The organism is Crocosphaera sp. Alani8 (assembly GCF_038442745.1).
Taxonomy (GTDB): Bacteria; Cyanobacteriota; Cyanobacteriia; order Cyanobacteriales; family Microcystaceae; genus Crocosphaera.
Genome location: NZ_JARVCN010000345.1, coordinates 1 through 26,219, shown reverse-complemented (window position 1 = coordinate 26,219; position 26,219 = coordinate 1). Strand labels below are relative to the sequence as shown.

At 37.9% G+C, this 26,219-nt stretch carries 25 protein-coding genes and 2 pseudogenes; 13 read left to right on the top strand and 14 right to left on the bottom strand.

Annotation, left to right across the window (positions count from 1 at the left end):
• Positions 1-52: 52 nt before the first annotated feature.
• From P9B04_RS17925 to P9B04_RS17915, 3 genes and pseudogenes are all read left to right on the top strand, one after another.
• Positions 53-157, top strand: a pseudogene (locus P9B04_RS17925) (type II toxin-antitoxin system RelE/ParE family toxin); the annotation flags it as partial.
• Positions 154-474 (top strand): helix-turn-helix domain-containing protein, encoded by a 321-nt coding sequence (locus P9B04_RS17920; protein ID WP_342056344.1) that lies wholly within the window; start codon positions 154-156, stop codon positions 472-474. The pseudogene P9B04_RS17925 and the gene P9B04_RS17920, both read left to right, overlap by 4 nt.
• Before the next feature lie 74 nt (positions 475-548).
• Positions 549-779, top strand: coding sequence for a hypothetical protein (locus tag P9B04_RS17915; protein WP_342056343.1), 231 nt, complete (start codon positions 549-551; stop codon positions 777-779).
• Between the two features lie 106 nt (positions 780-885).
• Here P9B04_RS17915 and P9B04_RS17910 read toward each other — a convergent pair.
• Positions 886-1,017, bottom strand: a pseudogene (locus tag P9B04_RS17910) (type II toxin-antitoxin system HicB family antitoxin); the annotation flags it as partial.
• Positions 1,018-1,087: 70 nt separating this feature from the next.
• Here P9B04_RS17910 and P9B04_RS17905 point away from each other — a divergent pair.
• Positions 1,088-2,044 (top strand): ABC transporter permease, encoded by a 957-nt coding sequence (locus tag P9B04_RS17905; RefSeq protein WP_342056342.1) that lies wholly within the window; start codon positions 1,088-1,090, stop codon positions 2,042-2,044.
• Between the two features lie 14 nt (positions 2,045-2,058).
• Here the strand turns inward: P9B04_RS17905 and P9B04_RS17900 are convergent, their stop codons facing one another.
• The 4 genes from P9B04_RS17900 to selD all read right to left on the bottom strand — a co-directional run bounded on the left by P9B04_RS17900 (position 2,059) and on the right by selD (position 6,703).
• Positions 2,059-2,403: a hypothetical protein gene (locus P9B04_RS17900; protein ID WP_342056341.1), complete on the bottom strand. Its 345-nt coding sequence runs from the start codon at positions 2,401-2,403 to the stop codon at positions 2,059-2,061.
• Positions 2,404-2,475: 72 nt separating this feature from the next.
• Positions 2,476-2,694, bottom strand: coding sequence for a DUF2949 domain-containing protein (locus tag P9B04_RS17895; RefSeq protein WP_342056340.1), 219 nt, complete (start codon positions 2,692-2,694; stop codon positions 2,476-2,478).
• Positions 2,695-2,866: 172 nt separating this feature from the next.
• Positions 2,867-4,405 carry a phytoene desaturase family protein gene (locus P9B04_RS17890; RefSeq protein WP_342056339.1) on the bottom strand — a complete coding sequence of 513 codons (1,539 nt, stop codon included), beginning with the start codon at positions 4,403-4,405 and terminating at the stop codon, positions 2,867-2,869.
• An 18-nt stretch (positions 4,406-4,423) separates the two neighbouring features.
• Entirely contained in the window at positions 4,424-6,703 is a 2,280-nt protein-coding gene (selD, locus tag P9B04_RS17885; RefSeq protein ID WP_342056338.1) for a selenide, water dikinase SelD, read from the bottom strand.
• Positions 6,704-6,754: 51 nt separating this feature from the next.
• Between selD and P9B04_RS17880 the strand changes: the two genes are divergently transcribed.
• Entirely contained in the window at positions 6,755-7,051 is a 297-nt protein-coding gene (locus tag P9B04_RS17880; protein ID WP_342056337.1) for a hypothetical protein, read from the top strand.
• An 85-nt stretch (positions 7,052-7,136) separates the two neighbouring features.
• Positions 7,137-7,847: a 16S rRNA (uracil(1498)-N(3))-methyltransferase gene (locus P9B04_RS17875; protein WP_342056336.1), complete on the top strand. Its 711-nt coding sequence runs from the start codon at positions 7,137-7,139 to the stop codon at positions 7,845-7,847.
• Between the two features lie 1,027 nt (positions 7,848-8,874).
• Here the strand turns inward: P9B04_RS17875 and P9B04_RS17870 are convergent.
• The 5 genes from P9B04_RS17870 to argB form a co-directional block, all read right to left on the bottom strand.
• Positions 8,875-9,816: a CoB--CoM heterodisulfide reductase iron-sulfur subunit B family protein gene (locus P9B04_RS17870; protein ID WP_342056335.1), complete on the bottom strand. Its 942-nt coding sequence runs from the start codon at positions 9,814-9,816 to the stop codon at positions 8,875-8,877.
• Between the two features lie 121 nt (positions 9,817-9,937).
• On the bottom strand, positions 9,938-11,080 hold the full coding sequence (locus P9B04_RS17865) for a CobW family GTP-binding protein (protein ID WP_342056334.1): 1,143 nt from the start codon (positions 11,078-11,080) through the stop codon (positions 9,938-9,940).
• 210 nt (positions 11,081-11,290) lie between these two features.
• Positions 11,291-11,611, bottom strand: a complete 321-nt coding sequence (locus tag P9B04_RS17860) for a DUF6679 family protein (RefSeq protein ID WP_342056333.1) — start codon at positions 11,609-11,611, stop codon at positions 11,291-11,293.
• A gap of 216 nt (positions 11,612-11,827) precedes the next feature.
• Entirely contained in the window at positions 11,828-12,046 is a 219-nt protein-coding gene (locus P9B04_RS17855; protein ID WP_342056332.1) for a DUF4327 family protein, read from the bottom strand.
• 217 nt (positions 12,047-12,263) lie between these two features.
• Positions 12,264-13,157: an acetylglutamate kinase gene (gene argB, locus P9B04_RS17850; RefSeq protein WP_342056331.1), complete on the bottom strand. Its 894-nt coding sequence runs from the start codon at positions 13,155-13,157 to the stop codon at positions 12,264-12,266.
• 367 nt (positions 13,158-13,524) lie between these two features.
• Here argB and P9B04_RS17845 point away from each other — a divergent pair, with 367 nt between their 5' ends.
• Both P9B04_RS17845 and P9B04_RS17840 read left to right on the top strand, forming a co-directional pair.
• Positions 13,525-14,274: a pantothenate kinase gene (locus P9B04_RS17845; RefSeq protein ID WP_342056330.1), complete on the top strand. Its 750-nt coding sequence runs from the start codon at positions 13,525-13,527 to the stop codon at positions 14,272-14,274.
• A 263-nt stretch (positions 14,275-14,537) separates the two neighbouring features.
• Positions 14,538-14,666 carry a DUF29 family protein gene (locus tag P9B04_RS17840; protein WP_342056329.1) on the top strand — a complete coding sequence of 43 codons (129 nt, stop codon included), beginning with the start codon at positions 14,538-14,540 and terminating at the stop codon, positions 14,664-14,666.
• Between the two features lie 98 nt (positions 14,667-14,764).
• Here the strand turns inward: P9B04_RS17840 and P9B04_RS17835 are convergent, their stop codons facing one another.
• Together P9B04_RS17835 and P9B04_RS17830 are read right to left on the bottom strand one after the other, a co-directional pair.
• Positions 14,765-15,412: a hypothetical protein gene (locus tag P9B04_RS17835; protein ID WP_342056328.1), complete on the bottom strand. Its 648-nt coding sequence runs from the start codon at positions 15,410-15,412 to the stop codon at positions 14,765-14,767.
• A gap of 46 nt (positions 15,413-15,458) precedes the next feature.
• Complete coding sequence (locus P9B04_RS17830) at positions 15,459-16,106, bottom strand: hypothetical protein (RefSeq protein ID WP_342056327.1); 648 nt, start codon at positions 16,104-16,106, stop codon at positions 15,459-15,461.
• A 231-nt stretch (positions 16,107-16,337) separates the two neighbouring features.
• On the opposite strand from P9B04_RS17830, the gene clpB reads away from it, so the two are divergent.
• The 4 genes from clpB (at position 16,338) to P9B04_RS17810 (ending at position 22,857) form a co-directional block, all read left to right on the top strand.
• Positions 16,338-19,001 (top strand): ATP-dependent chaperone ClpB, encoded by a 2,664-nt coding sequence (clpB, locus tag P9B04_RS17825; RefSeq protein WP_342056326.1) that lies wholly within the window; start codon positions 16,338-16,340, stop codon positions 18,999-19,001.
• A 578-nt stretch (positions 19,002-19,579) separates the two neighbouring features.
• Entirely contained in the window at positions 19,580-21,073 is a 1,494-nt protein-coding gene (purF, locus tag P9B04_RS17820) for an amidophosphoribosyltransferase (protein ID WP_342056325.1), read from the top strand.
• Between the two features lie 75 nt (positions 21,074-21,148).
• The gene (gene dxr, locus P9B04_RS17815) at positions 21,149-22,345 is read left to right on the top strand and encodes a 1-deoxy-D-xylulose-5-phosphate reductoisomerase (RefSeq protein WP_342056324.1); all 1,197 of its coding nucleotides are present in this window, start codon (positions 21,149-21,151) and stop codon (positions 22,343-22,345) included.
• Positions 22,346-22,647: 302 nt separating this feature from the next.
• Positions 22,648-22,857, top strand: coding sequence for a hypothetical protein (locus P9B04_RS17810; RefSeq protein ID WP_342056323.1), 210 nt, complete (start codon positions 22,648-22,650; stop codon positions 22,855-22,857).
• A gap of 131 nt (positions 22,858-22,988) precedes the next feature.
• On the opposite strand, the gene aqpZ is transcribed toward P9B04_RS17810, so the two are convergent.
• Positions 22,989-23,744: an aquaporin Z gene (gene aqpZ / locus P9B04_RS17805; protein WP_342056322.1), complete on the bottom strand. Its 756-nt coding sequence runs from the start codon at positions 23,742-23,744 to the stop codon at positions 22,989-22,991.
• Between the two features lie 166 nt (positions 23,745-23,910).
• Positions 23,911-25,293 carry a tRNA uridine-5-carboxymethylaminomethyl(34) synthesis GTPase MnmE gene (mnmE, locus tag P9B04_RS17800; RefSeq protein WP_342056321.1) on the bottom strand — a complete coding sequence of 461 codons (1,383 nt, stop codon included), beginning with the start codon at positions 25,291-25,293 and terminating at the stop codon, positions 23,911-23,913.
• Between the two features lie 35 nt (positions 25,294-25,328).
• Between mnmE and P9B04_RS17795 the strand changes: the two genes are divergently transcribed.
• Positions 25,329-25,604 (top strand): Precorrin-3B methylase, encoded by a 276-nt coding sequence (locus tag P9B04_RS17795; RefSeq protein ID WP_342056320.1) that lies wholly within the window; start codon positions 25,329-25,331, stop codon positions 25,602-25,604.
• The last annotated feature ends 615 nt before the right edge of the window (positions 25,605-26,219 follow it).

Here is a 26,219-nt window from a genome sequence, read left to right as displayed (position 1 = left end):
GTTTGGCCTAAGTTTTCGCAGCGAGTGACCCCTGGCTTTTTGAGAAGATACGATTCATGCCTTTCAGAAAAAATCCAAAACAGGCATCAAAACACCTCAACAAGAGGTAGAACTGATCAAAAAACGACTCAAGCGATTACAGGAGGCACTCTCATGACAGATGAACCCTTGGAATTAGTACATGGAAGTGGCAATGTTTATAGAGACATGGGAGATGGCGAAGCCGATGTACGACAGGCTAAAGCCTTGCTCGCAGCAGAAATTATCAAGGTTTTAGACAAAGAAGACTTATCAACCCGTCAGGCACAAGACAGAACGGGGGTGGATCACAGCGAGTTTGTCCGTATTCGTGGTGCGAACCTAAAACGCTTTACCATTGACCGACTTATCCTTATCTTAGGTAGGCTCAATCACAATGTAGAAATCACTGTGACGACCCACCCAAAACAAAGGGATTTTTCCTCTACGTCTTAGCCTAGACTCATCCCTCTTTTATCCTAATGTCGGGCAGAATACCCCATCCTTATTCAGCTAAAGGTAATTGGGGAATGGCAGTAACCCATGAACGTCATGGAGTGCTTGGTGGTTCGCCAAAGTTCATTAATCAAGTGCGTGAACATATAGCAAATCTAGATGAACAAGTTTATTTTTTTCTCAACAAATATCAACAGATGAAATTTTTGCCTAACCTTAATATACAGTGGTTGCCAGAGTTATTAAATCACGTTTACGGGCAAGAAACTGCTCATAAATTGTTACAGGAAACCAGGCTCCTCTAAAGTTTGGGAGGAGAAAAGTTATATCAAATCCGAGAAAAAACACAGCTTTTAAATCTTCTTTAGTAATCGTTTGATTATCAGCAATTAAACTTTCAAGATATAATTAAATTGCCTCTTCAATATTATCAATTACTTCCTCAAAAGTATCCCCTTGAGAATGACAAACTTTGAGAATAGGAGAAAAAGCATGATAAACTACCTCTTCTCCCTTTTCCAGAAGAACTGTATAATTATATATCTGCTTAGTTTTCCTTTTTCGTACTTTGGTTAACTATTAATTTGTCTCTTAGACTGAACTATTTTAACTAATGACTCAATACCTAATTAAACGCCTATTAATAGCTATCCCTACCCTAATTGCTATTAGTTTAGTCCTCTTTACCATCTTAGCATTAGCCCCAGGAGATCCCCTGGGAGAATTCGCCTCTAACCCTTCTATCACGGAAGAAGTTAGGGAAAATATTCGTAAAAGTTTAGGACTGGATCAACCTATTCATATCCGTTACATTAAATGGTTTTTTGCCTTTATCAGAGGAGACTTAGGTTATTCTTTTACCAGTCGTAGTCCTGTTTTAAACCTCATTTTACAGCGTCTTCCAAATACATTGTGGGTAGTAGGAACCGCTTATATTTTCAGTGTTTTGATTGCTTTCCCTTTAGGAATTATTTCTGCTCTTAAACGTTATTCTTTACTAGACCAAATAATTACAACTTTTGCTTTTTTGGGTTATTCCTTACCCACTTTCTTGACGGGATTATTATTAATTATTATTTTCAGTGTACAATTAAACTGGTTTCCTTTTATTTATAACAGTACCCTAAAAATCACCGATTTATCTAGCTTGATCGAACAAATAAAACAGTCCATAATGCCTATCACTGTTCTAGCATTATATCAATCGGCTGTGTTAATGCGCTTCATTCGTTCTGCTATTTTAGATGAATTAACCCACGATTATGTTCGCACTGCACAAGCAAAAGGATTAAACAATTTTGCCATACTAAAAAACCATATTATCCGAAATGCTTTAATTCCAGTGGTAACATTAATTGCCCTAGATATTCCCACTATTTTTACCGGTGCATTGGTTACAGAACAAATTTTTAGGGTACCAGGAATTGGTGCATTGTTAATCGATTCAATTCAAAGAAGCGATACCCCTGTAGTGATGGCAATTACCTTTATTTATAGCATTTTAATTGTTATTTTCAACCTTATTGCCGATCTCACCTATGGTTTTCTTGATCCCCGAGTAAGATATTAATAATATTTGCTTTATCAAAAAGAATCTTGTACCACAACATCCATTGGAGTACCGGTTCCTGGTGGGGGATAAATTCTGATTTTTGCGCTGTTACTTAAAACTTTCAAAATATCAGCAAATAAAGGAATAGATTGTAAAATTTGCCAATTTAAGGAATTATTAGGACAAATAACAACTAAGGTTAGCCCTTGAGTTCTAATAGTCACATCCCATCCACATTGTCTCAATAGATCTTGTATGGTGGGGTTACAATCATTATAAAAAATTTCGCCGACGACTTCTTCTAGTTCCCAAGAAAGTTCGCGAAAACTAGGATCTAAAGAAGGTAAATCATCAGGAGGTAAACAAGGTTGATTCATAATCAATATTTGCAGTAAATTTATAAAAAATGTCTTAATTAAGAAGCGAAAAAATAAACTAATCAATAAAATTTAATAACTTAAATCACCTTCGTTGGTATCTCGGTTATCTATCCAATCTAAAACTTGATTTAATTCATATAAGTCAATTAATCCGTATTGCCAAAGTACCATTGGCAGAGAACCCATAGAAGCTTCTGTAAACTTGACAGCCATTTTTAAAGCATCAGTAGGAATAGCGAGTGTGTGACGTAAATATTGGAGGAGTGGAGTTTGTAATTCTTTGGGCATAATTTTTTCTCTTACTATTAATCATCTAATCTTTTTCAATTTTCTAGTCTTGATTGTAGGGAAATAATTTTTTGAACACAGCCGAAAAAACACGGCATTACCGACGCATAAAATACAAGTGTCCGTGGTTCCACTCGTTAATATGTTTGTTTCGGTTAGTTAACTTTTTACCTTATAAAGATAAACGTTTCAATAGGTTTAAATGCTGATCCACCGAAGCAAAAGTATTAGCCAAGATCATGCCACTGGCTGCCACTGCGGGTAAACCAATACCTGGGAACGTTGAGTCGCCACAACACCATAACCCCTCAACCGGTGTATTTGGTCCTGGAAATAAGGCTTTTCCTGCTTGGATAGCTGGCCCATAGGAACCCTGATAACGACGTAAAAAACGTTCGTGGGTGAGGGGAGTTCCCACCAAAGAGACACAAACCCGATCCCGTATATCAGGAATAATGCGTTCCAATGCTTGCCACATCACCTGACTTCTGGTTTCTTTTTGTTGCTTGTATGCGTCACTATTGCGCTTTAGTTGGGACCAGAGATGGTAAGGTTCGTTACCAGGGGTATAGACATGGATCGTCTGTTTGCCTGGAGGTGCTAAACTGGGGTCGAGGAGGGAGGGAATAGAAACTAAAACCACGTTTTGAGGGGCGGTAATGCCTTTTTCCCAGTCATTGACTACAATATGATGACATGGTAGATCTGGGGGTAAGTTGCTACCATCTATACCGAGATGAAGGTGCAGAAAACTCTCACAAGTTGGTGTTTGTTGTTTTTCCCTTCGCCATTGTTGGGATACTGCATCTGAGGGCAAAAGTTTCAGGGTGTCCCAAACAGAGGCGTTAGAAATCACTCCACGGGTAGCCTTTAAGGTTTCACCGTTGCGTAGTTTTACCCCGATCGCCCGATTATTTTTGAGCAATACTTGTTCAACGTGGGCGTTTAACTGTATTTTTCCCCCATTTTTAGTTAAACCACGCACTAAAGCGTCTACTAATGCCCCACTGCCCCCCACAGGGTAATCCAATATTACCCCAGGTCGATACCAGTCTGCAAACATGAAGGCCATTTCTGCTGCGCTGGTTCCAGAAGCAGGAAGTCCGGATAAGAGGAAGGATAGTAGGTCTAACCAGTTACGAATGAAGGGATCTCGGATAACTTCATCCACAATGCTACTAAACGGTCCTGTGAGTTTGAAAACTTGGTTAGTTTTGAAGAGTAAACTAGGGGCAAACTTAGCAACGGTTAATATAGCATTCCAGTCGAAGCGAATGGCTGCCGGAGGAAGGGCAACACTGGCTTCAGCTAAGGGTTTCATCGCTTGTTGCAAGTTGCGCCATTCTTGTACTGCTGTGTTGCCTTGTAGTTGTTGCAGAATATCACAAAATTGATCGGCACCCACGGAGGTGTTAAAGTTGCCTTCGGGTAAGTAACATCCCCAAGTATCGTAGTTAAGGCAGGGTAAGGGTTCTCCAATAGCGTCTAAAACTTGTTTTAAGGGGTTGGGTGAGGGACTATAGGAGAGACCCGAATATAAGGAAGGTCCAGAGTCAAAAACAAAGCCATCCCTTTGAAAACTATGGGCAGCCCCACCAGCAATACTATGACTTTCGCAAACGGTTACATCTAAGCCATAATGGGCTAATAGGGCGGCACAACTCAGGCCGCCGATACCGCTACCAATAACAATAATTTCTGTAGAAGACATGGATAAGTATTAAAAAAGTTAGGTTAGGTGACAAGTAATTTCGTTACTTTTGTGAATAACTTTTCCTATAATTTGACTTTTAGTGTAACCTGCTTGGATTAGTTCTTGCAAGCAGCGATCGGCATTTTTTTCGGGGACAGAAGCTAATAAACCACCGGAAGTTTGCGGATCGAATAATAAGGAATATTTGGGGTGATTTTTAAGATTTTGTCGGCTAGTTAAATAAATTTCATTTTTGATATTTTCGGGGTACAAAGAACTTTGAATTTTTTGTTTATTTGTTTCTATTGCCCCTGATAGAATAGGAATTTTATCTATATTGAGTTCTGTGGATACTTGGGATGCTTCCATCATTTCTCTTAAATGTCCAATTAAACCAAATCCTGTTATGTCGGTGCAAGCAGAGGCTTGGAATTTTAAGATTATTTCTGAGGCTTTTTTGTTGGAAATCAACATAGATTGTATAGCGTTATCTATCCAGTTACCTTTTGTTTCATACCTCATTTCTGCAGCTAATAACGTACCGGTTCCTAATGGTTTAGTTAAAATGAGTTTATCATCGGTTTGCATCCCACTTTTTCGTAAAATTTGGTTAGGTAAAATAAATCCGTTACAAGCTAAACCTAAACCTAATTTTTCTCCTTCTAAAGTGTGTCCCCCTGTTAAATAAATTTCGTGTTCATCTAAAATTTTGAGACATCCTTGTAATAATTGATATAAAATTTCTTCTAGAATATAATCAACACCATAAGGTAATATAACTACAGTAGAAACGCTATGAGCTTTAGCTCCCATTGCCCATAAATCACTTAAACAATGATTTGCTGTAATTTGTCCCAGAATAAAAGGATCGCTGATAAAACTAGGTAAATAGTCGATAGTTTGAACTAACAATTCTTGTTTACTAATATCAACTATGGTTGCATCATCGGGAGAGTTTAACCCGATAATAATTTCTGGATTTTGATTAATTTTCAATCTTTTTAGTGTCTTTGTTAATATAGAACCACCAACTTTAGAACCACAGCCATTACAAGGCATAAATTTGTTATTATTCAATTGTTGTTCTTTTTTATTGTTTTTTATATTTAGTGAAGAAGGGAATAAATTTTTTTTATGATTAGATTCTATGTTAGAAAAGTTTTTAAATCTATCCATAAACTTACGGTCGATATAATCTTTCCAAGTCCATAACCAACCGGCTTCTAAACCGAAATTTCCCCAAGATGCGATCGCTTTTTTATTTCCTGTTCCAATTAAACTTAGATAAAATGATTGGGGGTGATAAGATTTTAACTTATTTCCCAAAATAATAGACTGCAAATTATTAAATAAAGGTTCACCTTGACGAACAGCAAATACTCCTGCTTTTGGTCTAGAATAATCCTCCATTGTAGCTATATCTCCCGTTGCAAAAATATTGGCATGAGAGACAGACTGTAAATAGTTATTGACTAAAATAAATCCTTCTTTATCTGTACTTATCCCCGTTTTTTTTATCCACTGAGGTGCATAAGCTTGAGTGACCAAAAAGACCCAATTTGAGTTTATCTGTGTTCTAGAATCACAACTTACTGTATAGTGATAGGGAAAATTAGCAATTATTTCTTTAACGTTTTCCTTGAGATAAAGATTAGTTCCATTTTTTAATAGAAGAGAGCGAACTCTTTGACTCACCCATTGATTATGTCCTGTTAATAAACTATCCCCTTTATGAATTAAATTAATGGTTAAATTATTTGTATCATCTATAATGTTATTTAAATATGTTCTCGTATTAAAAGCTAATTCTACACCTCCTGCACCACCACCAATAATTGTTAAGCTATAGGGTTTTTCAGGAGCATTTTTGATAGTTTCCTTTATCTTTTCCCATGCTGTTAAAAATTGATTAACTGGTTTAGCAGGAATGGCATGATTTTCTGCCTCCAAAATGCTACTTTTTTGAGGAACACTCCCAATATCAATAGATAAATAATCAAAAGTAATAGGGGGATGTTCTTCACACAAAATTTGCTTGTGTTCTAAGTCCAGATTTATAACCCTATCTAAATAAAAATTAGCTCCAGCAAACTGACATAAACAGCGTAAATCAATATGGGTTTCCTCAAAATCATAAAAACCAGCTATTTGACCGGGTAACATACCCGAATAAGGGGTATAGGTTCTATCTGTAATTAGGGTTAGACGTACACCAGGAATAGGATTCATCGCCCATAATTTTAGTACAATAGCATGACTATGACCTCCACCAATTAAAACTAGATTATTTGTTAATTGCGTTAGATTAGATTTCATGAGAAAATAAGGGAACAAACTTACTTTATTCTAATCAATTTAGGAGCAAAAGTGTTAAAAAAAATCATAATTTTAGGGTTAATAGTTACTAATTGGTTGATGATAGTTCCTACAGCTAAAGGTGATTTTTGCCGTCAGATTAATGGTGAGCAAATCTGTATTACCAAAATCAAGCGAAGTGCTAAAAATTACTGGGAATATCGGGCGGCAGTTAAAATTAATAAAGAAACAAGACCTATAGAAATTTATAACTGTCGTCAACGTCATCGTATTACTCAAGAAGGCAATATTATTCCTTTTAAATCCGATGGGATTGGTAAATGGATATGTGGTACTTTAAATAAGTAAATCAATTCTTTGTTTGTTTTTAAAAACCACCTTCTTAATATCTATTAACTTTCCACTCCGAACCGTAAAATAAAAACTCATAACCATGTATCGTATTGTTATTGAATCAGAACAAAAACAAGGTAAAATAATTAAATTAACTTCAGAGCAAAAGCATTATTTAAAAAATGTTGTCCGCTTAAAAGAAAACAATAAATTTATTGTTGTGGACAGCGAAAATAACACTTATATTGTCGAGTTATATAATAATAACGGTGAAATTATTAAACAGCTAAATGAACAAACAGAATTACCCGTTACTGTCACCTTAATGATAGCCTTACCTAAAGGAAACAGGTTTGATGAGGTTATTCGCAGTTGTACAGAATTAGGAATTAATACTATTATTCCTGTTATTAGTCAACGAACTTTATTAAGACCCAGTTCTAATAAATTAGAACGTTGGCGTAAAATTGTTAAAGAAGCAACAGAACAATCAGAAAGACAAATAGTTCCTACCATTGTTGAACCAACTTCTTTTTTAGAAGCACTAAAAAATATTAACAAAACTGATGAAAACCGTTATATTTGTGTAGCTAGAAAAAAATCAAAGCATTTACTAACTTATCTACTTCCAGAAATTACTAATTCTGTTGTTATTGCCACAGGATGTGAGGGAGGTTGGACAGAAAAAGAGATTAATGAGGCTATAAATTCGGGGTTTATTCCTGTTAACCTTGGTTTGCGAGTTCTGCGCGCTGTTACTGCACCTTTGGTTGTTCTTTCTTTAGTTGCTGGTGTTCTCGAAAAATCCTAAGCAGTCGAACATTAATAAAGCCAACTGTGTAAAATAATATAAGCATAGCTGTAACAATACTCCAATTGTCAGACAAGGTTTTGCTTCCTTTTGCGATCACGAAGTGCCGCTTTTAGCGATCGCTACTATTTTCTTGTGATCACCACTAATTGTTGCGGTGCCGCCACATTCGCTTCCGCGAGACTATTCTCCATATAAATAAATATGAGCGATTAACAAATTCGAGCTTTTGTTATGATAGAACTACAAAAATTGATTTTAGTTAAATGTACAATGTTAGCTAATTTTTAACTTAGCTATAAATTTTCAAGTTTCATTTATTATTTATGAATAAAATAACATCATCTTTAGTCTATATCTTCCTTTTGATAATTTGCTATCATTCAATTTCACTTCTTCCCCGATCACATACACTTGAATGTCTTCGTTTACCTCTATTAAAAAATCAATTTGAATGTCAACTGACTCACCAAAAGACTTTTACCAGTAGTACTATATTAATTCCCATAAATTCACTAAAAGACGCTGGTATTGACGAGACTTTTTTAGACTCTAACAAGTCATCAAGGTCTCCTACCAGAGTGTTTAAGGTTTTATTGTACACAAGCAAAGGTACTTTGCCTTTTACTTATTTTTATGATAATAACTACTCATCCAAAAAAGAACAAGTTTTAAAAATCAAATATTTTCTAGAGACTGAAACTGAAAATAAATTATATATAAAACAAAATAATTGGTTTGCTTTCTATACGTTCTTCTTTTTGATTATTTGTATTAAATTTGTTGTAATTAAGGAATTGATTAAAACTTGGTTGTAAAATTAGCAATTTTCTAAAAAAAATTAAGCTAAAAAATAGGCTATGTATTGATTAACTAACTTCCGTTATTCTTGTTGTACCCAATGACTAAAATTGGAAATGTACTTGATCTTTGTATGTCCTTAATCTGATTAGACACAAAACAATTTCACATACAGGAAGGTACAATTCAAGATGAAACCTTCCCGTATTCCAGCAAAGAGACGATATTAACTACCTAATTTTTGTAAGACAGATTGAGTTGAAACCACACTACTACTAATACCCAATTTTCTTAAGACAAATTGAGTCGAAACCACATGGCGACTTAACCCGAGTTTACTAGGTTCAATCCCCAAGGATAAAGCCACTAATTGGGGTAAGTGCAACACAGGTAAACCCAGTTTTTCCCCGATCGCTTTTTCAATTTCAGGTTGTCTAGAATCTAGATTTAAATGACACAAAGGACAAGGGGTTACTATACAGTCTGCTCCTGCTTCTATAGCTTCTTGGATATGGGTTCCTGCCATTTTAAAGGATTGTTCTTTAGCATAACTTGATAGGGGCCAACCACAACATTGTGTCCTCCCTCGATAGTAAATAGGGGTTGCTCCCACGGCGCGAAAAACATTTTCTAGGGATTCTGGTTGAAACGGGTTATCGTAAGGGAGTTTATCCTGGGTTCTTAATAAATAACAACCATAAAATCCTGCACATTTTAATCCAGACAGTTTATGTTTCACTTCATCCGCTAAACGATCTAAACCGTAATCACCCACTAAAGCCCATAACAAATGTTTAACTTCGGTGCTACCTTGATAGGGTGAACAGTGTTCTTTTTTGAGAAATCCGTTTACCTCTTCCAGATAAGCAGGATCATTATTTTTGGCTTCTTTTAACCGTTCATCCACATGACCAATAACCCCTTGACAGGTACTACAATGGGTCAATAAAGGTAGATTGAGAGATTCTGCTAAAGCAATATTACGAGCGTTAACCGTATCTTCTAATAGTTGAGAGTCTTCTTTATAGGTTCCTGAACCGCAACAAGCTGCTTTTTTTAGTTCGATTAATTCTATACCTAAAGCTTTTGCTAATGCTTTTGTAGATAAAGATAACTCGCGACAAGCTCCTTGAGCGACGCAACCTGGATAATAAGCGTATTGTAACATTTAATTTTTGGATGGAATTTAATTTTAATTAGAGGGTATTTGAATATTTAAGTGTTTCTCTTAGTTAAACACCCTATCTAACACAAAGATAATCAGATAGGGACTCGTCGATTAGATTTAACTAACCAATCCCTTTGCCTTTATCGGTTTCAGGAAGGGATAAACAATCTTTAATTTGTTGATATAACTTATCTTTGTCAATATTTTGTCCGATCAACACTAATTGATTTTTCGGAGTCCCTTTCCATTCATCATCTTCTAGGGTAAACCGTTTACCACTGAGATGAAAAATGTGACGTTTCTCACTCTCATTAAACCATAAAATGCCCTTCGCTCGAAAGACGTTAGATGGTAATTGATTGTCTAGAAAATCCTGGAATTTCCGAATAGAAAAAGGTTCATCGCTCTCGAAAGAAATCGAAGTAAACCCATCATTTTCTAAGTGGTGGGAATGGTGGTGATGATCATGATCGTGGTGGTGATGATCGTGATCATGATCATGGTGGTGATGATCGTGATCATGATCATGGTGGTGATGATCACGATCATGATCATGGTGGTGATGATCGTGATCGTGCTTATCTTCTGTATTTTCTTGAGTGAAATACTGATCCGATTCAAATAAACCTACACTGAGGATTAAAGATAAAGGAACTTGTGATTTTTTGGTGCGTAAAATTCTGGCGGAATCCTTCGTGTCTCTGAGACGAACCTCTAAAGCATCCACATCCCCTTCATTCACTAAATCAGTTTTGTTGAGAACAATGATGTCTCCATAGGCAATCTGACTGTGAGCAGCTTCTGAGTTAAATAAATCCAAGCTAAAATTAGCACAATCTACCATCGTGATGATAGAATCCAGACGAGTCATGTCTCTTAATTCTGTGCCTAAAAAAGTTAGGGCAATAGGCAAAGGATCAGCAAGTCCGGTAGTTTCAACGATTAAATAATCAAGTTTTTCTGATCGTTCTAGAACCTGATAAACCGCTTGAACCAAATCTTCATTAATGGTGCAACAAACACAACCATTATTTAATTCCACCATATTATCATCGGTAGCAACAATTAGTTCATTATCTATACCAATTTCTCCAAATTCATTGACTAAAACCGCAGTTTTAAGACCTTCTTGGTTAGTGAGAATATGGTTAAGAAGGGTGGTTTTTCCACTTCCGAGGAATCCTGTAATAATAGTGACTGGTAAACCTTGTTTGGGTGCGTCCATCGTATCAGAACCTCGTAAATTTTTATCCACTTTCTGCATTGTCTATGCCCTTTTTACAATCTTAAAAGACTCAGTGTTATGTTATCTTTGCTAGGCTCAATAATAAGCAAAGATAATCAAGTTAACAAAAGTATTTTGTCTCCTTTTCCTATTATACAGTAAGGTCAATGTCCCAATTATGGCAAAAAAATAGCCGGACTCTTCCGGCTAGGTTAAATATGAAAAGAAAAGGGGTTGATTCAGTCTAAATCAACTATTAGAATCTGGGTTCGAGTCAGGGGACTGAGGACGTATCTGCTCTGCTTCGGGACAATCGTCAGATACAAAAATTTCTGCGTTATACCTAGGAACAGACGCTAGTTTTTGGCTAACAGAGCCAATACTTTCAAGTCTGACCATTTCTTCCCATGAACTAATTTCGTCGTCCTCTTCGGTCTCATAGCGAATGGTGACTAGATCCCCTTCTAAAGAAACAATAGTCGCACCTTCAATCCAACGTTGCTGATCCCGCAAGAACAGACAAACTTCTCGCCCTTCTGTACAAAGTTGATAAATCTTGCGGTGTAGCATAGCTATCTCCTTAGCAGGTAACAATCTTTGATGACTTTACCTTAACATTAAAAATCCTATCTAGGCTATGTCTGTAAGACTGTTTTTTCTATCAAGTATCGTACAATTCTCCACAAGGAAGATGATCAGCTTTCTTAGGTTATAGTTGCAAGGACACATACATTCAGAAAAGGTGGCAATCTACAACAGAAATCTAAAGGTACACAGATACTTTGATTAATCCTCATCCCACGATTCGACCACTAAGACCTCACTAACGGGATCTTGCATGGTGAAACCGAACTCTAACAGCTCTTTTTTCCAGTAAGACCAGTCGTTTCCGTAAAGAAGGGCTAATTTCCACAGGCTGTCACTAGGTTTAAGAACTTTCGATTCTACCAGCGAGGAAATTTTTCGCTGAAATTTCATCATAGGATGAGCTACTTGCTTCGTCATAGACTCAATTAATTTATTTTTACTAAATTTTACAAATGTTTCGTAGAGCAACACTTCTCTCAACAGACAACTTCGTGTTAAATTGTGGATACCTATTCAAGCAGATAATCGGAGAAGTATTTTTACCTTCTTCTTTATAACCGATTTGTTTAATTTCTGCAAGTCTTTTTACTTAAAAGTTCGGAAATCACTACTTATTCCTTTGATATGTCTGGGTTTAGGAATGGTAATCTGACGCAACAATCATCGATCCGATCCCCCGATTGGTAAAGATTTCCAGTAGTATGGAATGGGGTATGCGACCATCGATGATGTGGGCAGCTCGCACTCCCTGAGCCAGCGATCGCACACAACAATTTACTTTGGGAATCATTCCTCCTGCAACAATTCCTTGATCTATTAAGTCTCTAGCTTGCTTAATGTCTAGTTTTGTTAAGAGTGTGTTGGGATCTTTGTAATTTTCCAGAATACCTGGGATATCGGTTAACAATATTAATTTTTCTGCTCCTAAAGCCGCTGCTATTTCCCCGGCTACTGTGTCGGCATTGATATTATAAGCTTGTCCTGTTTCATCGGCGGCTACGGAGGAAATAACTGGAATGTAGTTGTTTGTGACTAGGGTGTGAACAATCTCAACATCTACTTTGGTAACTTCTCCCACAAAGCCAATATCTTTTTGATCCACACGGCGAGCTTTAACTAAGTTACCATCTTTGCCGCATAGTCCCACCCCTTGGCCACCAGCTTGGTTGATTAAAGATACTAATTCTTTATTAACTCTACCCACTAAAACCATTTCCACCACATCCATTGTTGCAGCATCGGTTACTCTTAACCCATCCTTGAACTGGGGTTCTATGCCTAGTTTATCTAACCAACTGTTGATCTCGGGTCCACCACCGTGAACAACGACGGGACGAACTCCCACGCAGGCCAAAAAAATTATATCTCGAATAACTTTGTCTTTGAGGGAACTATCTTTCATCGCAGCCCCTCCATATTTAATAACCACTGTGCGTCCGGCGAATTGTTGGATGTAGGGAAGAGCTTCGCTTAAAACTCGGACACGATTAGCATCTTCTTCTTGTATATAGTCGTTTTCGTTGCTCATAAATCGCTGATTACTCACATAGCCTTAGAAATGATAGCATCATTCATGGCTATTTTGGGCTACTGACATCTTGCATCAGTACATAAAGACTTAAATTAGTAAGCCGTCAGCACTCAGCGTTCGGCTTTCATCTCTTAGCTGAAAGCGTTAAGCTTATGTTTAATCTCACTCACAGCATAATATAGAGATTGATATGTTTCAACTGATAGCTGATAGCTGATAGCTGATAGCTGATAGCTGAACGCTTACAAACTAGCCAGTTTTATCAAAGGTGCAAGATGTTAGTATAAGTAGGATTAAGTTATTTTTTACCTTCAAACATATTGCCCTAAACAAACAGAAGAAAAGAATAAGTGTGAACAAAGAAATGGCAAAAGAATGGTTATGTCTAATGGTGGGTAATTCTCGACTTCATTGGGGATATTTTCAAGGAGAATTTTTACAAGATAATTGGGATACCAATCATTTTCAAGGAGTTGTTAAACCTCTAACCTTACCTGATGAGTGTTTACTTTTTCCTCTTGCTAATACTTTACCTTTATTTTTTGCCTCAGTTGTTCCCTCCCAAACTAAACGCTGGCAAAATTATAAAAAAATCAATCTAATTAACCTGGAGAATATTCCCCTAGACAATCTTTATTCAACAATGGGAATTGATCGTGCTTTAGCTGCATTGGGTAGTGGGGAAATGTATAGTTTTCCTTGTTTAGTAATTGATGCAGGTACTGCTTTAACTTTAACAGGAATTAATGGCGATCGCACTTTTATGGGAGGATCTATCTTACCAGGATTAAGGTTACAATTCAATTCATTATCAACAAAAACAGCCGCGTTACCTAATATTGAGTTACCAAAAAAATTAGGCGATCTTTGGGCAAGTAATACAGAAGATTCTATCATAAGTGGTATTTTATACACCGCTCTAAGTGGAATTAAAACCTTTATTGATGATTGGTTATATAAGTATCCCCAGAGTAGAGTTGTTTTAACTGGTGGAGATGCTGAAAGATTATACAATTATTTTGAACAAGATAATTATGAAAAATTAGAAGCATTAATAGTTGATAGAAATGTGATATTTTGGGGAATGCGATCGCTACATCTTTCAGGTTTATAATTTTAAAATAAGGAGAGGTTTTAAACCGAATTTATTAATTATCAATTGTCAATTATAAATTATCCATTGATAACCCCTGCCCTCTGCCTTCTGCCTCAAAGAGATAACTTTTGTACCTCACAAGTATGAGAACTTCTATAATTAGTTAAGCAAAAGAGGAAACAGTCATGGTAAAGTTACCATTTGACTCTAAATTAAACGAATTATACAAAACAGACGATCATCTTTGGTTAGAAGAAACAATCAAACTTTTAAATTAAGTTTTGACCAAGAACTTACAAAACTATTTAGATAATAGATTTGAAATAATTTACCAAAATAGTGTTAAATATACCAAAAGAAAAACTGAGCTTAACGATTTTTCCCAAGAATGTCCTTATACTCTAGAATAATTATTAAATGAAAATTGGTTCCCTGAAAAATAAATATAATTATAGTTTTTAAATATAATTTTCTGAAAAATATCTAATAAAATTCAATTAAAAATCTATTAAACAAGTCCAGAATCAACAATCAATTGCTGGGCAGTTTTAGCACCGTAGACATGGCTAAGAACCTGCTGTAGCCAACTAATATTAATTTTATCTTCATGTACATGCTCTAATCTCACGTCATGCAGAAACTCTAAGACTTCCTTTTCTATGTCTGGGAAATAACTTCGTACAGCTTGCATAAATTCCGAGCTTCCTCCTAAAAATCCGTGTTCATCAAGCGTTGTTAATAAACCCCAATGTCCATTGGTAGAACATAAACAATAGGCAAGATTGATGGGGATATCTAGTTGCTCCCAGACTTGTTTAGAACCACCATGAGGAGAAGAGGGATAGAAGAGCGCGTCTGCTAGCTCTGATATAGGAATATAAGCATAACCATTCTCCACAGGTTCCTTAGAAAGTTCCCAAAGCACTGCCAGGTATGAGCCAGTATCACCAATAGATTGAGCGGCATGAGCCAGTGCCTCTGCTAACTGTCTTTCCCAATAATCATTTCTCTCAAGATCACCCCCCCAAGGTAAGTAGAGAAAGATACGATCTTCTACATGAGACTGAAAAGGCTCCGTATCATGGGGTCCCACAAAAACTTGACGGAATATCGGTTCAGCGTCTCGTTGAAATTCTTGGTATGTCAAAGTGTGCATATTATTGAGAAATATGGTATTTCTTTGATTTCCATTTAAAAATATATTAAACAAGTCCAGAATCAACAATCAATTGCTGGGCAGTTTTAGCACCGTATACATGGCCCAGAACCTGCTTTAGCCACTCCATATTAATTTTATCTCCATATATTTGGTCTAATCTCAGGTCATGCAGAAACTCTAATACTTCCTTTTCTATGTCTGGGAAATAACTTCGTACGGCTTGCATAAATTCCGAGCTTCCTCCTAAAAATCCGTATTCATCCATCGTTGTTAATAACCCCCAACTTCCATTGGTAGAACATAAACAATAGCCAAGACCACTGGGGACATCTAATTGCGCCCAGACTTGCTTGGAACCCCCATGAGGACAAGGGGGATAGGCAAGCGCATCTACTAGCTCTGATATAGGAATATAAGCATAAGCATTCTCCAAAGGCTCCTTAGAAAGTTCCCAAAAGACTGCCAGGTATGAGCCAGTATCACCAATAGATTGAGCGGCATGAGCCAGTGCCTCTGCTAACTGTCTTTTCCAATAATGTTTTCTCTCAAGATCACCCCCATCAGGAAGAAAGAGAAAGAGACGATCTTCTACATGAGACTGAAAAGGCTCCGCGTCATGGTTGCCGACAAAAACTTGACGGAGTACAGGTTCAGCGTCTCGTTGAAATTCTGGGTATGTCAGAGTATGCATATTATTGAGAAATATGGTATTTCTTTGATTCCTATTTTTTACCTTACATTGCTAACCGACTAAAAAAAGTATCTTCTTTTTTTGTTCATATTAAAAAATTTACCCTTCCTAACATAACGATAAATACTTTAACTGATCACTGGTAACTGCTAACTGATAACTGGTAACTGGTAACATTGATATACTATTCTTATAAATTGCTACCATATAAAGGGATAAAATTAGCTACTAATGCAACCTACTGACCCGGACCAGTTTACAGAACAAGCGTGGGATGCGATCGTAAAATCGCAAGAAGTCGCCCGACGCTTTAAAAATCAAAACCTGGAAGTTGAACACCTAGTTTTAGCCCTTCTAGAACAAGAAAAAGGCTTAACTTTGCGAATTTTAGAACGGGCAGAAATTGATATCCCTCGGTTGCAACAGCAAGTGGAAGCATTCACCAACCGACAAGCTAAATTTGCCACCGTGGAGCAACTATACTTAGGGCGAAGCTTGGATGTTATGACCGATCGCGCCGACGCATCCCGTCAGAGTTGGGATGATAAGTATATCTCGGTGGAACATCTTTGGGTTGGGTTTGCCGAAGATGAACGTATCGGACGAAAATGTTTACGCAGTTTTAACCTTGATCCTCAAGACTTAGAACAGGCTATAAAATTGGTACGGGGAAGTCAGAAAGTTACTGAAAAGGATCAAGAAGATCGTTATGAGGCTTTGGAAAAGTACGGTCAGGATCTTACCGAAGCAGCAAGGGAAGGGAAGTTAGATCCAGTTATTGGCAGAGATGAAGAGATACGCAGAGTCATCCAAGTTTTGTCCCGTCGTTCTAAGAATAATCCTGTTTTGATCGGAGAACCAGGTGTAGGAAAAACAGCGATCGCAGAAGGGTTAGCACAACGAATAATCAACGGAGATGTGCCGGAATCATTGAAAAATCGGCAATTAATCTCTTTGGATATGGGTAGTTTAGTGGCAGGGGCAAAACTGCGGGGACAGTTCGAGGAACGGTTACAGTCGGTTATTCGAGAAGTCACTAACTCGGATGGTCAGATTATTCTTTTTATCGATGAACTGCACAACGTAGTTGGCACGGGATCGCGCGAAGGAAGTTCGATGGATGCAGGGAACCTTCTCAAACCTATGTTAGCACGGGGAGAATTGCGCTGTATTGGTGCAACCACCCTGGATGAGTACCGTAAGCATATCGAGAAAGATCCGGCCTTAGAACGGCGTTTTCAGCAGGTATATATTAAGCAGCCCACCGTAGAAGACACTATTTCTATTCTCAGAGGACTAAAAGAACGCTACGAAGTGCATCATGGGGTTAAAATAACCGACTCTGCTTTGGTGGCGGCGGCTACCTTATCCCACCGCTATATTACTGATAGATTTCTGCCGGATAAAGCGATTGATTTAGTGGATGAAGCTGCTGCAAAACTAAAGATGGAAATTACTTCTAAACCGGTGGAACTAGAAGACGTAGATCGCCGTTTGATGCAACTACAAATGGAAAAATTATCTTTAGAAGGAGAAGAACAAAGAGGGATGTTAGTTGTTGATAAATCCTCTAAAGAAAGATTAGAGAAAATTCAGCAAGAAATTCAAGAATTAGAAAAAATACACGAAAGATTAGGGAATCAATGGCAATCTGAAAAACAGATGCTAGAGGAAATTAATGTACTTAAAGAACAAGAAGAGGAATTACGCCATCAAATTGAACAAGCAGAAAGAGATTATGATCTTAACACCGCCGCTCAATTAAAGTACGGTAAATTAGAAGGATTACAACGACAATTAGAGGTCAAAGAAACAAGATTAATTGATATTCAATCCCAAGGGGAAACTCTATTAAGAGAACAAGTTACGGAGTCCGATATTGCTGAAATTGTAGCAGAATCCTCCGGTATTCCTGTTAACCGTTTATTGGGTTCAGAAAGGCAAAAATTGTTAGATTTAGAAGGCCATTTACACCAACAAGTCATAGGCCAAGAAGAAGCAGTTTCTGCGGTTGCGGCTGCCATTCGTCGCGCTAGAGCCGGAATGAAAGATCCCTCTCGTCCTATTGGTTCCTTTCTGTTTATGGGGCCAACAGGGGTAGGAAAGACAGAACTAGCGAGGGCTTTAGCTTCCTTTCTCTTTGAGTCGCAAGATGCCATGATTCGCATCGATATGTCGGAATACATGGAAAAACACGCCGTTTCGCGGTTGATTGGTGCGCCTCCCGGATACGTGGGTTACGATCAAGGGGGACAGTTATCCGAAGCAGTGCGCCGCCGTCCCTATTCCGTTATCCTCTTGGATGAGGTAGAAAAGGCACATATCGACGTTTTTAACATCTTATTACAAGTGCTGGATGATGGACGCATTACGGATTCTCAAGGTCGTATCGTGGATTTCCGTAACGCTATCATCGTTATGACCAGTAATATCGGTAGCGAATATATTTTAAGTTTAGCAGGGGATGATGATAATTATGAAGCCATGCGGAAGAAAGTTTTACAAGCATTACGGAAGCATTTTCGTCCTGAATTTTTGAACCGTATTGATGATTTAATTATCTTCCATACCCTCAAGAAACAGCAATTAAGACACATTGTAACTCTACAACTTAAGCGCATTGAAAGGTTATTAGATGAGCAAAATATTGGCATTGCGTTAAGTGATTCTGCCCTTGATTACATTGTCAATTCCGGTTATGATCCTGTCTATGGTGCTAGACCTCTGAAACGAGCTATCCAAAGGGAATTAGAGAACCCTATTGCTACTAAAATACTAGAGATGACTTTTGGTTCTGGGGATACAATTTTTATTGATTGTAAGGATAATAAATTACTCTTTGATAAGAAGAAAGATCAGCAAGTTCCCAGTGTTGAAGTTGAGGTTGTTTCTTAATAGTAAGGTGACAAATTTATCAGTTGTCAGTTATCAGTTATCACTGTTCCCTTAATACCTCAAACTCAGATTCTCACAACCAATCACTGATTGCTATAGCTGTAACTGACATCTTGTATTACACCAGTTTTCGACTTAGTGTGGTACAAGAAGTTAAGGCAGGAGGCAGGTGTAAAATCTACTTTAATAGCTCGCAAAGTTCTGTAGTACAAAAACACTTAACAATCAAAAACAAGACAGCGCACTAAGAGATATGATTCCTGCCTACTCTCAACTGTAACGCTTATTTTTGTCTAGATACTTAGTCCGAAAAGTATTATTCCTCAAACTTAGATAAAGAGAAATTTTCTCAGTAATCAACGCTACAATTACTAGAAAAATTTAGTTTTTAGTTGTTATGATAAAAAGCCCTTTAGTTATTAGTCGTCTGAAAAATTATGGAAAAACTGTAAACATTTCCCAAAACAATCAGATCCCTGATACCATTAAGTTAAATATTTGTTAAGAATCCTTTATTATTTCTACACAAGTTGCTCTCAAACCATCCTTGACACTGTTTTCAGGAGTTCATCTCTAAAATGACTGCCCAAAAAAAACCTTTCCCTAATTATCACTTATTAGATTCTCCTTTTAATAATGAAGATTATCCCCTAGATAAGCCGGAAGAAGCCTGTGGCGTTTTTGGGGTATTAGCCCCCGAAAGAGAAGTAGCTAAACTGACTTATTTTGGTTTATACGCTTTACAACATCGTGGACAAGAATCAGCCGGGATCGCTACTCTAGACAAAAACAGTATCCACATTCATAAAGACATGGGCTTAGTTTCTCAAGTCTTTAATCAAGAAATCCTACAAACCTTCTCAGGTGGTATAGCTGTTGGCCATACCCGTTACTCTACCACAGGATCAAGCCACAAAGCCAACGCTCAACCGGCTGTCTTAAAAACTCGCCTTGGTAGCTTGGCTCTAGCACATAATGGCAATCTTGTCAATACCTTAGAATTGCGCCGAACCCTAGAAAAGCGGGGCTGTGATTTTAATACTAGCACCGATTCAGAAATGATCGCCGTAGCGATAGCTCAAGAAGTAGACCAGGGAAAAGACTGGTTAGAAGCCGCTGTGAGTGCTTTTCCCTTGTGTTCGGGGGCTTACAGCTTGGTTATTGGAACCCCTGAAGGATTAATGGGAGTGAGAGATCCCAACGGTATTCGCCCTTTAGTAATAGGGACTTTAGACCAAGATCCCATGCGTTATGTTTTAGCCTCAGAAACTTGTGCTTTAGATATTATTGGGGCTGACTATTTAAGGGATGTGGAACCCGGGGAATTAGTCTGGATCACAGAGGAAGGATTATCTTCTTTTCATTGGACACAACAACCAGAACGAAAATTGTGTATCTTTGAGATGATCTATTTTGCTCGTCCTGATAGCCTAATGCACGACGAAACCTTGTATAGTTATCGGGTGCGTTTAGGGCAACAACTAGCCAGAGAGTCTTGTGTCAAGGCAGATTTAGTGATGGGGGTCCCTGACTCCGGTATTCCTGCCGCTATCGGCTTTTCTCAGGTATCTGGCATTCCTTACGGCGAAGGGTTGATCAAAAATCGTTATGTGGGACGGACGTTTATTCAACCCACACAACACATGAGAGAGTCCGGGATCAAAATGAAGTTAAACCCCCTCAAAGACGTTTTGAAGGGAAAAAGGGTCATTATGGTAGATGATTCTATTGTGCGAGGAACCACCAGCCGAAAAATTGTCAAAGCTTTGCGAGATGCCGGGGCAAAAGAAGTTCACATGAGGATTTCTTCTCCTCCTGTTACCCATCCTTGTTTTTATGGTATTGATACCGATAACCAAAGTCAATTAATTGCGGCCACAAAAACTGTTGCCGATATTTGCGAACAAATAGGTGTGGACTCCTTGGCTTATTTGAGTTGGAAAGGGATGTTACAGATGACACAAGAAGATCCCAATAGCTTTTGTTCAGCCTGTTTTACGGGGGATTATCCCATTAGTATTCCTGATAATCTCAAAGACTCTAAACTAATGTTAGAACAAGTAAGAGCCTAACAGTAGATGGCACTTTGCAGATGTTCCCGATCGCTTTATAGTGATAGGTAATCCCCAGTATAATATTGCAATATTGTGAAAAAAATTTCTATTCTTGGCTCTACTGGTTCCATTGGTACCCAAACTCTCGACATCGTTAACCAATATCCCGATCAATTTCGAGTTGTGGGTTTAGCCACTCGTTCTAATGTTGATTTATTAGCCCAACAAGTTAAACAGTTTCGTCCAGAAATTGTCGCTATTTGTGATGAAAATAAACTAGGAACCCTTAAGGATGCTGTAGCAACAATGGACTATTCTCCTATTATTTTGGCAGGAGAAGAAGGGGTTATAGAAGTTGCCCGTCACGGTGACGCAGAAAGTGTGGTAACAGGTATTGTCGGGTGTGCCGGTTTATTGCCCACCATTGCAGCCATACAAGCAGGAAAAGATATTGCTTTAGCTAACAAGGAAACCCTGATCGCAGGGGGACCTGTTGTGTTACCTTTAATCGAAAAATACGGGGTAAAACTATTACCAGCAGACTCGGAACATTCTGCTATTTTTCAATGTTTACAAGGGGTTCCAAACGGAGGTTTAAGACGGATTATTTTAACCGCTTCTGGAGGTGCATTTCGGGATTGGCCAGTGGAAAAATTAGAGTATGTTACGGTACAAGATGCTCTCAAACATCCTAATTGGTCTATGGGTCAAAAAATAACCGTTGATTCTGCTACCTTAATGAACAAAGGTTTAGAAGTAATTGAAGCCCATTTCTTGTTCGGTATGGATTACAAAAATATTGATATTGTTATCCATCCACAAAGTATTATTCACTCATTAATTGAGTTACAAGATACCTCGGTTTTAGCGCAGTTAGGATGGCCTGATATGCGTCTACCTTTATTATATGCCCTATCTTGGCCCGAAAGAATTTATACCGATTGGGAACAGTTAGACTTAGTAAAAGCAGGTAGTTTAACCTTCAGAGAACCAGATCACGATAAATATCCTTGTATGCAGTTAGCCTACTCAGCAGGAGAAGCAGGAGGGGCAATGTCTGCGGTTTTAAATGCGGCCAATGAGCAAGCAGTAGCCTTATTTTTACAAGAAAAAATTGCCTTTTTAGATATTCCTAAAGTTATCGAAAAAACCTGCGATAATTTTAGAGATGATAACCCTTCTAATCCCAGTTTAGAGGATATTTTAGAGGCAGATAATTGGGCAAGAAAAACTGTTTTAATAGAAGCCGAAGTATTGGCAAAAAATAATAAAGTTATTTCTGTAAAATAAGAAGTAGTCAGAATACATTTGTAAGCGTTCAGCTATCAGCCATCAGCTGAAATATATCAATCCCTATCGTCCACTGTAAGTAAGATTATGTAAGTAAGATTAAATGAATGCTGAACGCTGTGCGATAGCGCCGGAACGGAGTGAGGAACTGCTGGCCGCTTACTAATTTAAGTTTTCCTATACTGGTGCAAGATGTGAATTATATCGAACTCAGGTTCATAAGTTTGAGAGAATATAAGCATCTGGTTCACTATGTTAGTATATAAAGTCTTGATAACTAATATTTTTTAAACAATGTGCCGATGAGTGTAATACTATTTGTTGCTGCTTTATTAGTTTGCTGGTTAGTATTTCGTTGGCTATTTGCCGTGGCTAAGTCAACTGCTACTACTGTTATAACCATAGGAATTATTATATTTCTATTACAGTTTGCCTTCGGGATAACTTCTCAAGACTTATTAAAGGAAATTATTAATCTTCCCCAAAGGTTTCAACAATTATTATCACGATGAAGTATTTTTTATTAAAATGGTACGGATTCTTCTGTAAAACTTGCGGAATTAATAACCACTATTGTTATTAACTGATAGTGGTTATAAGCTGGTTAGTAAAATAAATTAACCATAAGAAAAGTTCCACTGACTTAATTTTTGACAGCTGGTTCTATGGGTTCTAAAGGCCGTGCCTCTGTGGAAGTTTCTAAGAAATTTGCATAAACCCATCCCCCTAAAACAGCACCAATAATAGGAGCCAGCCAAAATAACCATAATTGAGCGATGATTTCTACATTGCCACAAAATAGGGCTACCCCTGTACTTCTAGCAGGGTTAACAGCAGTATTAGTCACAGGAATGCTGATTAAGTGAATTAGGGTTAATGCTAAACCGATGGCTACCGGACCAAAACCACTAGGAGCTAAGCGATCGGTTGCTCCCATAATAACTAATAAAAACATAAAGGTCATAACGATCTCAGTCACTAAAGCAGAGAACAAATTATAACCTCCTGGAGAGTGGGTTCCATAACCATTGGTAGCTAATGGGTTCCCGGCGGTTAAGTCTAAAGCCCCATTTCCACTAGCAATTATGAATAACACGCCCCCGGCGGCGATCGCTCCTAATACTTGTGCCACAATATAAGGCAGTAAATCAGAGCCATTAAAACGCTTTCCTGCTAATAAACCAAAGGAAACCGCCGGGTTAAAATGACCCCCAGAAATATGACCTACGGCATAGGCCATGGTTAAAACCGTCAGTCCAAAGGCAAGGGAAACACCTAAAAAACCCAATCCTAAAGGGTTTCCCTCTCCTCCGAAGTTGGCTGCGAGAACTGCACTCCCACAACCTCCTAGCACTAGCCAAAAAGTACCAAAAAATTCAGCTACATATTTTTTGTTCATGATTAAATTATCTGTTCATTTTGCTGGAAATTGACTATAAACTATCAGTGATTTCCCGTAAATGCAAGGTCATTAATAATTTTTCAATATTTGTTTAACATTTGGTCATAGTAAAGGGCTTTTTGGGTTAAGAAATAAGTGTTTTTATTAATTTTTCATTAATACATTATTTACCAATACAAAAACGACTAAAAATTCTATCTAGAACCGATTCGGTTATCCCCTCTCCTGTGATTTCTCCTAATGCTTGGATAGCTGCTCGCAAGTCAATAGTCCAGAAATCCAAGGGGAAGTCTTGATTAATGGTAATTTGGACTTGATCTAAGGCAATTTTGGCACTGGTTAAAGCGGCTGCTTGCCTTTTATTAATGGCAAAGTCTAGGTTACTAGCCATCAATTTATCTTGATTTATGGCTTTTAAAATAGCTGTTTCTAAAGCTTCAATTCCCTGATTATTGGCAGCAGAAGTCTTGACAATTTCTGTTTTTTGTGCAGTAAACTGAGACAAATCTGGGGTAGCTAAATCAATTTTATTAATTACTAATATCAGGGGACGATGATGTATTGCCTCATAAATTTCCTTGTCTTCTTTTGTCCATCCCACTGTCGCATCAAGAGTAAACAAAACGAGATCCGCTTGACTAGCAGCCAACTGCGATCGCTCAACCCCGATTTTTTCTACCTGATCCGTTGTCTCACGGATACCGGCTGTGTCTAATACTTGGATAGGGATACCTCCCACCACTAACTGAGATTCCACCACATCCCGAGTGGTTCCTGGTAAGTCGGTAACGATCGCTCGATCGCTACGACTCCAAGCATTGAGCAAACTGGATTTCCCCACATTAGGACGACCCACAATGGCTACTTTCAAGCCGTTCCTTAACAGTTCACCTTTGTCTGCGGTGTTTAAAATGCCCTCAACCTGCTCTAAAATCTCCTCTAAGCCGTGAGAAATAGCTTTTTGATTTAGTGGGGGTAAATCTTCTTCAAAATCGATTCTAGCTTCAATTTCAGCGAGAATGTCTAGACAGCGATGGCGTAATTTTTGGATCGGTTGAGCCAGTTTCCCCTGCAAGCCGGCCAAAGCCATTTCCGAAGCTTGTTGCGATCGCGCGCCGACCAATTGGCTAATACTTTCCGCCTGGGTTAGCTCAATTCTACCGTTGAGAAAGGCGCGCAGGGTAAATTCCCCTGGTTGGGCTAAGGTAGCACCTTGTTCCAAACACAACTTTAGCACCTGTTGTACAGGCATAATGCCACCGTGACAGTGGAATTCCACCACATCTTCGCGAGTGTAAGAACGGGGGGCTAACATAATCAGCAGTATAGCTTCATCGATCACCTGTTGGCTTTGAGGATCACGAATATGACCATAAAGAATGCGATGGGATTGCCATTTTTGCTTTCCTGGGGCCACAAATAGAGTTTGAGCAATACTCAAGGCGTTATTCCCCGATAAACGAATGATTCCGATGCTTCCTTGTTGGGGTACAATAGCCGTAGCGATCGCTGCGATGGTTTCTCCTTGAGTTATAATTCTTGTCATCACTATTTGAGTAAAAATATCATCTAAAACTTTGTATGTTTAAAGAGGAAAGACCTTTAGAGGGAGAGGCTTTAATTAAAGAAGTTTGTCGTCGTATTCGAGTAGCTAGAAGTTACTGGGATGCTCATAATAATCGCGCTTGTCGACGAGAAAGAGAACAGGCATTACTATTATATAATCGTTTAAGTAAACAAGAAAAAGAGAAAATTCCTCAAGTCCTAAGAGTTTGGCTTCGTTATCGTAGTGAGAAATATTTTGGTTCTCATCAAACTCAACCAGGAAAAAATAAGAAGAAAAAAAGGACTAAGTAGTAGCAAATAATATTAAAAATATAAGCAAATATTTTCTTATTGGGATATAGCAGTTCTCATACTTGTGAGGTACAGAGGTTATCACTTTGAGGCAGGAGGCAGAAGGCAGAGGGCTGGAGTTAGGTGTACCTTATGAGTCCGAGAAACGCTATATATAGATTACAAATTCAGAGAAAAATAGTCCCCACACTTTCCACCCCTCCCTGTTACTGAGCGAAGTCGAAGTACACTTCCCACCCTCACTAAACTGAGATTTTGATACACCCAACTGAAAACTGCTATTAGAATCGGATTTGGTATGATTTTCACCTTTTAGTGAAGTTGTTAATCTATCAGTCTTTACATTTAGATGGCTGCGACTTCTGATCAACAACTTTTGCAGCAAAGTTTTTAGAGAGTCGAATAAACTTAAATCCTTTCTTTACTGAACCTTTCCAAGCTTGTTTGGCTTCATAACCAGTATTGTCTTTATCATTTGTGTGCATGTGGGCACGGATGATGATTACTTGTTCTGGAGAAATCTTGACAGGTTTGCTTGAACTAGAAAAAGGTTGCTCATCTAGCCTGTATTATTCATGAGAGAATGAAGGAAAAGCCTGAAAGCTTTATCTCATA